This window comes from Methylobacterium dankookense (assembly GCF_902141855.1).
In the GTDB taxonomy this organism is placed as follows: Bacteria; Pseudomonadota; Alphaproteobacteria; order Rhizobiales; family Beijerinckiaceae; genus Methylobacterium; species Methylobacterium dankookense.
In genome coordinates, this window is the sequence record NZ_CABFVH010000039.1 from 44,031 (window position 1) to 52,887 (window position 8,857).

The 8,857-nt window shown below is 69.0% G+C and carries 5 protein-coding genes; all 5 read left to right on the forward strand.

Annotated elements, in window-relative coordinates; all coding sequences use genetic code 11:
- The first annotated feature begins 1 nt into the window (after position 1).
- The 5 genes from MTDSW087_RS22440 (at position 2) to MTDSW087_RS22460 (ending at position 8,354) form a co-directional block, all read left to right on the forward strand.
- Positions 2-595 (forward strand): hypothetical protein, encoded by a 594-nt coding sequence (locus MTDSW087_RS22440; RefSeq protein ID WP_144767097.1) that lies wholly within the window; start codon positions 2-4, stop codon positions 593-595.
- Entirely contained in the window at positions 592-2,793 is a 2,202-nt protein-coding gene (locus tag MTDSW087_RS22445) for a Mu transposase C-terminal domain-containing protein (RefSeq protein ID WP_144767098.1), read from the forward strand. The genes MTDSW087_RS22440 and MTDSW087_RS22445 overlap by 4 nt, the downstream gene beginning before the upstream one ends.
- Positions 2,790-3,923: a TniB family NTP-binding protein gene (locus tag MTDSW087_RS22450; protein ID WP_186383963.1), complete on the forward strand. Its 1,134-nt coding sequence runs from the start codon at positions 2,790-2,792 to the stop codon at positions 3,921-3,923. Before MTDSW087_RS22445 ends, MTDSW087_RS22450 begins: the two co-directional genes overlap by 4 nt.
- Positions 3,920-5,749: a helix-turn-helix domain-containing protein gene (locus tag MTDSW087_RS22455; protein ID WP_144767100.1), complete on the forward strand. Its 1,830-nt coding sequence runs from the start codon at positions 3,920-3,922 to the stop codon at positions 5,747-5,749. Before MTDSW087_RS22450 ends, MTDSW087_RS22455 begins: the two co-directional genes overlap by 4 nt.
- Before the next feature lie 619 nt (positions 5,750-6,368).
- Positions 6,369-8,354, forward strand: a complete 1,986-nt coding sequence (locus MTDSW087_RS22460; protein WP_144767101.1) for a TniQ family protein — start codon at positions 6,369-6,371, stop codon at positions 8,352-8,354.
- Positions 8,355-8,857 lie beyond the last annotated feature (503 nt).

The window sequence follows — 8,857 nt, forward strand, 5'->3', positions numbered from 1 at the left end:
CATGCACCGCATCTGGTCGCACCGGATGCAGGGAGACGTCCCCTACGAAAGCCTGCTGGAGGCGGACCTGGTTACCATCCTGTGCGTCGATCCCGAGGTGGATGGCTTCTGGGCGCAGCCGGAGGCGTTTCGCTGGCGGCAGGACGGCAAGGTGCGTCGGTACGTGCCCGACTTCTTGATCCTGACCACCGCCGGCGCGCGCGCGTACCGCGAGGTCAAGCCCCTGCGTCGCCTTCGGAAGGACCCTTCGCTGGGCGGCAGGCGCCCGGCTATCGAAGCGGAAAGCGCGCGGCGCGGGGCGACGTTCGAGACATGGACCGAGAAGGAGATCCGGCGGTCACCGCGCCTTGAGAATGCGCGCGAGATCCTCTGCCACGCCGGACCGGTCTGGGATGAGCCGGCGCTCGCGGCCCTGCGCCGAACCATTCGGGCGGGCACCTGCCCGGGGACCACCGGCGAGCTCCTGCGCTCGGCCGGCCTCGGCCCGGACGCCCTCTGTACGCTGCTCGGGCTCGTTGCCCTCGACGAGTTGCGGATCGACCTCGACCAGCCCCTCTCCCTGCGAAGCCGTCTTGTCGGCCGGAGGACCGCGTGAGCGCCGCCCAAATCGAGCTCCATCCCGGCGCGCACGTGCACGTGCAGCGCGAGGGAGGCCGTCCCGAACTCTGGAAGGTTCTGAAGCGGAAGCGGAAGGGCTGGCTCGTGCAGCTCGGGGACCAGGACGCGGTCACCTGGTCGGACGATCACATCCACGACCTCCGCCTGGACCATGCCGTCGAGCTCTATGCCGCCGACCCCGAGGCCGACGAACACGTGGCCTACTGCCTGTCCAAGGCGTTCGAGGCCTTTCCCGAAGACCTCAAGACCATCGCCCTGCGCCGGGCCGAGTACGTGCGCGAGGTGGATGACTGGCACGGGGCGGGGGAGACGCTGGAGGAGAGCTACGTATGGGCGGCGCTTCACGTTTTCGCGGCTTTCGAGCGAGAATGGCGCGAGGAGGACGTCGCCTACGCGGCGGCGCTCGCGGAGCGGCGGCGCCAGCGGCAGCGCAAGGCTGCCACCGAGCTGAAGCGGCCGAAGAAGGGGCAGCCTCTCGTCGTTCCGAAGCCCCGCACGGTCGAGCTCTGGTACCGGACCTGGATCACGCACGACCGCGACATCCGCGTGCTCCTGCCGGATTTTCGTGGTCGGGGCGACCGGACGCAGCGCTATGCCGAGTGGATCTACGTCGAGATGCGGGCCCATATCGAGAAGTATTACTTGGTCAAGGACCGCCGCCGGCCGCCGCTGACCTACGCGTACGGCAAGTTTGAGGACCATTGTAAAGGCAAGGGCCTCGACGCCGACAAGCCGCGGAGGAAGGGCGAGCCGCGCCCCTATCCCACCTATGCGGCCTTCCGCACCTTCAAGAACGGGATGCTCGACGCGCGGGAGGAGATGCAGGTGCGGGAAGGGGGCCGGAAGGCTTACCTGACGTTCAATGTCTTCCGGAAGACGGATCCCCTCGCCAAGGTGATGGCGGAGGTCGAGTTCGACCATTCGCTGGTCGACCTGATCGTCGTGGACGAGCAAACCGGGCGCGCGATTGGCCGGCCGTGGTTCACGGCCGCGCTCGACCGCGCGTCGAGGATGCTGATCGGGTGCCATCTGTCTTTCGAGGTGCCGAGCTACGCGGCGCTCCAGCGCTGCATGGGGCACGCGTTCTGGCCGAAGGACCTGCGCGGCATCGAGGGGCTGAGCAATCCCTGGCCCTGCGAGGGCATCCCGCAATTCGCGTTCGTGGACAACGGGAAGGAGTTCCGGTCGAAGAGCCTGCGGCGCAGCGAGACGGCGATGAACTTCCGCATCCGCCCCCTTCCGGTCATGGCACCGTGGCTGAAGGGCAAGCTGGAACGGCTGTTCGGGCGCTTCAACGCGCAGGTCTACGCCCATCGCGAGGGCAAGACGTTCCACAGCGCGGTCGCGCGCGGCGACTACAACTCGATCAAGCGGGCCGAGACCACGCTGCCCCAGCTGCGCCGGGACCTGCTCAGCTACATCGTCGACGACTATCATGTCACGCGGCACAGGACGCTGGAGGCGCGGCCGCTCGACGTCTGGAACGACCTCGTCGCGCGCAACGGCGGCATCCGGGCCGTCCCGTCGCACGCCCAGATCATCGAACTCATCGGCCAGGTCCGAGAGCGGCCCATCGGCAACACCGGCATCCACCTGGAAGGCCTCAACTACCATTCCGACCGGCTGACCGCCCTCCGCGAGCGGCGGGGCGGGCGCCAGAAGCTCTACCAGGTCCGGTTCGACCCCTTCGACCTCTGGAGGATCTGGGTCCTCGACGAGGAGACGGGCGAGCACATCCCGGTCGACTGCACCAACCAGGCCATCGCCCGCAACGTGTCGATCTTCGCGGCCGGCCTGCACCTCCAGCAGGCGCGCAGCTCCGGGGCCGGCCGCTTCGTCACCGAGCAGGACATCGTTCTGGCCAAGCAGCGCGTCGAGGAGGAGAGCGACCGCATCCTCGGCAACGGCGGGTCCGTCACGACCGCGGCCAAGGTCGCTCGGTATCGCTATCCAAACGGGGAGTACTTCACGCCCGTCGGTCCCCGGAACGCGGGTCAGCCGGAGCGGGTCAAGGACACTCCGGCGGCCGAGCGGGTCCCCACCGCGGTTGCGCCCGTGGCGCCGGATACGCCTTCCGCCCCGGCGCCGACGGCGCCGCCCCCCTCTGCCAGCTCCGCCCACGAGAGCCTGACGGAAGACCTCGACGCCCTCATGGACGAATGGAGCCGGGCATGACGCCGACGGACGCGGATATCAGTGAGCGGGTCAAGACCTTCGAGCATGCCGTGGTGCCCCACGAGCTGTTCAAGAAGGGGAGGCGCGCCATCGAGACCTTGCGTCGGCGCTGGCGTCCGAAGGGGGTCAAGCCGCTGAAGGCGCGCGCGCTGCTGATCCTCGGGGAGCCCGGAGCCGGCAAGAGCTTCATCCTGGAGACCCTGGCGGAAGAGAACCCGAAGCGGGCCACGGAGGATGGCGACGTCCGGCCGGTGATCTTCGTCGAGGCCCCGAAGCGGACCACGCCGCGTCAGCTCGCCGCGGCGATCTTCGATGCCCTCGAACCTGGGTACCGACTGCGTGACGGATGGAACACCGCGCGCATCCTCAGCGAGATCAAGATGCTCTGCGAGGAGATGGGCGTCGAGGTGCTCATGATCGACGAGGCGCACCACATCGTCGACCATAAGAATACGGACGACCTGGAGGATGCAGCTGAATTCTTAAAGCAGCTGCTGAACATGTGTTCGACGCAGATCGTGCTCGCAGGACTGCCGCACCTCGGCGTCCTCCCCGAAACCAAGAAGCTCCGGCAGCTGCGTCGGCGCTTCCGGCCGCCGGTGCACCTGGATCCCTACAATTGGAGCGACCGCACGGGGCGCAGGAAGTACCTCGGGATGCTTGCATTCTTCGAACGGCACCTCGGTCTGCCCGAGCCGTCCAACCTCATCGGGTTCGATTTCGCCGCCCGCATCTATTGCGCGACGGGCGGCCATGTCGGCATCATCTCGGCTCATCTCAGCCTGGCGCTTGAGACGGCGGTGGCCGACGGCAAGTCCCGGATCGACCTGCCGCTCATGGCCGGGGCGTATGCCGACCTGGTCCTCAAGCGGAAGCCCGCCGTCCTGCTGGACTTCGACGCTGGGTTCCCCGACGAGGTCCCGGCCGGGCGGACGGGAGAGGCCGAGGGGAGGGCGCGCGACGCCGGCCCCGAGGCCGCGTCGGACGACAACCCCTACTTGGCGCAGGGCGAAGCGTTCCGCGCGCTCTGGCGCAAGATGGCCGGCGATCGCCTTGCCGACCAGTCGCGGGTGACGGCGCACAGGACGAAGGAGGCTGCACCACCGAGCGCCTTCGGGAGGCCGGCGTGAGCGCCGCTCCGCTCGCGCTTCGCGTGCCGGAAATGCCCGGCGAGCCCGCGCACGGCACCCTGATGCGCCTGGCCGCGCGTCACCGACGTCCCGGCGACGCGGCCGGCTTCGCGGCGGATTGCGGCCTGTCCTTTCGCAGCGTCCTGCGCGGCGGCGGCGCCGACGCCGTGGCACGCCTGGCGGGCTTCGACCCGCTCGCGCTCGGGCAGCGCTCGCCGCGGGTCAACGCCCCGGGGCGCACGGTCGACCTGGGCGGGCAGCGCATCGCGCTCGGCGATTGGTCCACGACGAACCGTCGCTGGTGCCCGCATTGCCTCGCCGACGACGCGCGGCTCGCACTCGGGCGGGGCCTGCCGACGGAGCGGCTCGCCCATCACCGGTTCTGGTGGGACGTCAAGTCGGTCTTCGGCTGCGCGGTGCATGGCGTCCCGCTCGCGCAGACGTGCGCGGCCTGCGGCCGCGGACCTGGCTGGGCCGGTCCCGTGCACCGGTGCCCCTGCGGGGCATCGCTCCTGCCGGCCGCCGAGGCGAACGGCTGCCGGCCGAGTCCGGCAGACCACTACCTCGCGGGGCGCCTCACCGGGATCCGTTCGGGGACTTCCCTCGTCGATGCCCTGACCTACCGGGACGCGGTTCGCGCCTTGGAACGGCTCGGGCTCGTCGCAACAGGGCGATGGAGCGCTCGCAAGCCACGTTTGAGCGGGAGCGAGGCGGCGGCATGTCGGGATGCCGGCATGGGGCTCCTCGCCGACCGGAGGCACGGCCTCGCGCGTGCCCTGGACCAGGTCCTGGCGGAGGGACGGGCGCGGGAAGGGCGGCCAGGCCTGATCGGGTCCTACGGGTGGATCTATGAGCTCTGGATCGCCAACCTGCCGGACGACGAGTTCGGCAGGATGCTGAAGTCCGCCCTGCGGGAGCATGCGGTGGCGAACGGCGTTATCCCGGAGCGGGAACGGGCACTCGGCGGCGGCCTCGGCGGGCCACTCGTTGACCTCGCGACGGCGACATCGTCCCTCGGCATGGGGCACGCCCGCGCCCGGGCCATCCTGGGGCGGGGAGGCATGCTGCCCGACGGCATCCGCCGGAGCGTCGCCTTCCCCATCGACGGCGTGGGTCTCACCCGCCTGCGGGAGGCCTTGGATCGGACGGCCGACGCGAAGGGGCTGCGCGCGATCCTGGGGGTCGGCAAGGCACAGGCTCGGCGCATCGTGGGGGCCGGGCTGGTGCCGCCCGTGGGCAGCGGACCAGGCGGGGCGGCCAGCCGCTTCGAGGTCGCGGCCGCCGAGCGCTTCCTGAGGACCCTGATCGAGGGCGTCCCGGTTCGCCGTAAGCTCCCGCATGGGTCGGCCATGCTGGCCGGCGCCTGCCGCTCCGCGGGCGTTCCCGTCGAGGTCGCCTGCACCGGGTTGCGGGAGGGCGACGTCCGGGCGACCGGCGTCGCGCCCGGGCGCCTGTCCCTGGCGGCGATCATGGTAAGGCCCGCGGACCTCCGCCGGCTTCGGAAGGACGATGGCCTGACGGTGGAGGAGGCCGCCAAGGCGCTGGGCGTCCACCACGAGGCGGTGCGGTCGCTTCGGCGTTCGGGCCTGCTGGGCCGGGTCCGACCGGGCCGGCGCTCCCTCCGGCGCGGCGAGGTCGACGCGTTCGCGCGCCGGTACATGCCGGCCAGCGAGGCGGCGCGCCTCCTCGGCACCTCCCCGAAGCGCGCGACCAGGCTCATGGCCGAACGGCAGGTCGCCGTCGCGGCTGGGCCGCCCACATGCCGTCAGACCTTCTACCTCCGCGCGGACGCCCAGCGACAAGTGCTGGCGGTGGCAAGGCCGTGAGGTACCCTGTCGACGGCATCGGGCAGACCTGGCCCGATGCGGCAAGGCGGGTGCGGCGACGCCGAACCGGCCGGAGGCTTCCGCTCCGCGACCGCGTCAGGAGGACAGGGATGCCAGGAGGCAGGCCGTCGGGTCCAGCCAGTGCGGCGGCTAGGCACAGCTGCGGTACCACTGCTCGTTCCGGCGGCCCCGTACCGGAACGGGGCCGTCGGGTTCGCCGGCTTGCCCTCCGGCGGCCGCTCCCTGCACAGGCGCGGGCGAGCGGGGCGTCGGTGTCGCGCCTCGCCCGGACTTGCGCGATGTGCACCGGTCGGGTCCGCTGTGTGGTGCTGCGCGACGCGCACCCGATGGGCCGGCCTGGACGACGGACGCCGGGCAGGTCGTGAGGCATGCCGACGCCCGGTCGCTGCCATCCCCGCGAGGGCCCGGCGGCGTGCTGCCGAGCGGGCAGGCCCCAGGCATGACGAGGACCGGCGCGGCGAATGAGGACGAAACGACCGTCAACGGGAGCGGAGGCCGACCAGCGAAACCGGTTCTTCAGCTCCGCCCTGCAGGATGGAACCGTCCCTGAGAAGGCCGCGTCCGCCGCCTCGCCGGACCTGCCTGGAAGGAAACCGACTTGGCTTCGCTGGCGCTCCGGGTCCGCTTCCGTGAGGAGGAGCCCGCCTATGGCTTGTTGGCGAGGCTGGCCCTTCGGCACCGACGCGCGGACCTTCGCACCTTCGCCGGCGACGTGGGGTTGTCCTATCAGGACACGGTCGGCGGAAGTGCCGCCTCATTGATCGCCGAACTGGCCGGTTTCGAACCTGGCCTCGTTCGATCCTGGACCACGACGCCCGACTGGCACGCGCGCCACTTCCGAGGCGAGAAGTTCCACAACAACGACTGGTTCGTGCACGCCGAACGCCGGGTCTGCGTCGCCTGCCTTCGGGACGACCTGAGCCTGCACGGCGAGGCAGCCGCCCCCTATGCCTGCTGTCACCGGCGCTGCTGGTGGGACCTGCGAGCCATCGACGTCTGCCCGAGGCACTCGGCCTGGTTGGTCGACCGGTGTCCGTCCTGCGGACGGCACCTCACGCTTCTGCCGGCGGACGTGCGGTTCTGCGAATGCGGCGCGGACCTGGCCCGTGTCGAACCGGAGCGGGTCGATCCGTTGGATGCGCGGGCGGACGCGTACATCCTCGGACGGCTTCTCGGCAGACCCCACCGCGCCGTCCCGCTGCTCGACGCGATGCCGCTCGGGCAGGCGACGGCGTTGATGTTTTCCCTGGGATGGCAGGTCGGGAACAACCGGTACCGGGCAGGAAGCGGTCGCCATGCTGACGGGGCGTCCCCAGCGCCATGGCCCGAGATAACAAAGGGCACCCTGTGGAAGCGAGGCGCTTCCCGGGAAGCCAAGCTCTCGGCGAAGATGGCCAGCTTCCGCATCCTCCGTCACTGGCCTCGGGCCTATTGGCGCTTCCTGGACAGCCTCTTCCGGCTCGCGAAGGACAACCTCGGGAGTTCCGCTCGCCGGGACGACGGGTCGAGCCGGGCCTACCGCCTGTTCGGGCACAGGCTCGATGGATGGAACTTGCCTGGGGCGCAGCCGCTGCGCGAGGAGTACGAACGGCACTTCCTGGCCAACGTTCCCGCAGGCCCGAAGACAGTGATCTTCGGGTGCCCGGCGGAAGCGTCGCGCTGGGTCACCCTCGGTTACGCGAACGAGACCTGCGGGCTCACACCGTGGTCCGGCGAACTTTACCCAATCCTCTACGATCTCGGCGTCGTCGGTCCGGGTAAGGTCAACCACACTAGGGTGAAGCTCGCCCGGTCGCTCCTGCCAACGGTCAAGGAGATGTACGACGACGCCCTCACGCGAACACAGGCTGCACACCTGCTCGGCGTCAGTTTGAACGGCGTGTCGACGCTGCAGGCTGCCGGCTACCTGTCAACGCAGGACAACCCTCACGACAAGAGTAGCTACCGGTATAGCCGTGTGGAGATCGAGTACCTGCTCTTCGACATAGCGGGGTCTGCGCCGGTCCTGGCTGCCGCGGACACCATCGACCTGATCGATGCCGCCGCCGCAACGCAGTTCACGGATGGCCACGGCTTCCTGGGCCTTGAGCGGCTCCTCCGGGCCCTGACGCGCCGCACGGTGCCGTTGGCAGGCCTGCGCGACCGTGGCCAAGGCCTATCCCGAATCCTCCTCAAACGGTCGGACGTCGAGGGATTGATGGCGCAACGCCGACCCGCTCAGGCGCCAACACGGGATCAGGTTTGCAAGCTGCTTGGGATTGGCGGCGCAACGTTTCAATTCCTGGTACGAGAGGGCGTCCTGAAGACCTCCGGTTCGGACCGCCGCTCGCGTCGCGCCACCCCCGAGAGTGTCGAGACCTTTCAGAGGGGGTACATATCGGCAGTCAAGATCGGACAGATGCTCGGCCTGCACTTTATCGCCGTGTACCACCTCATGCGCAGGCGTGGGTACAAGCCGGCTTTTGACCCGGATAGAGCGAGAGGTCGCATCTACCGGCGTACGGATGCCCTGAGGGCATTCTTGAAGAAACTGCCCACGCAAGGCGTGCAAACGGTTCCCACTGTGACGAACGGCGCTGGCTAGCCTTCTGTGGTGCGCGGCCGTCGGCCATCGTCATAGGGGCCGTCCTCATGCGGTAGGGACGGCTGGCGCCGCGAAGTCACCACGAGCAAGGCGCCGAACATCCGCCCGAACATTTTATCGCATTCAAGCCACTCCGTTTCAGCACGCATTCGGTTTCGGATTGACACGCAATCGCTTTCATCTTCCAGAAGAAACCCTTATGAATCAACAGTTGGGGAATTCCTTATTCGCTTTCCCCCAGAGCACTTGTGATTGGATCGCAAAATTCCATGCGCAGAAATCCAAAATAATAGGTGAAATCAAAAGATTCGAACCCCGAAACGCCATCGATCTAGAGCACGCGGCGGTCATATCATGTCTTTTCTACGAAGAGATTCAGAGACGCATTGATCGATCAGGGCGTTAGAGTCCGTCCGATAAGTCATGAGGCGCGTCCCAGCCGTCGAACGAGGATCATGACGGCAGCGGCGTAGAGGAAGGCTTGGGCCGAGGCGAGGGTCGCC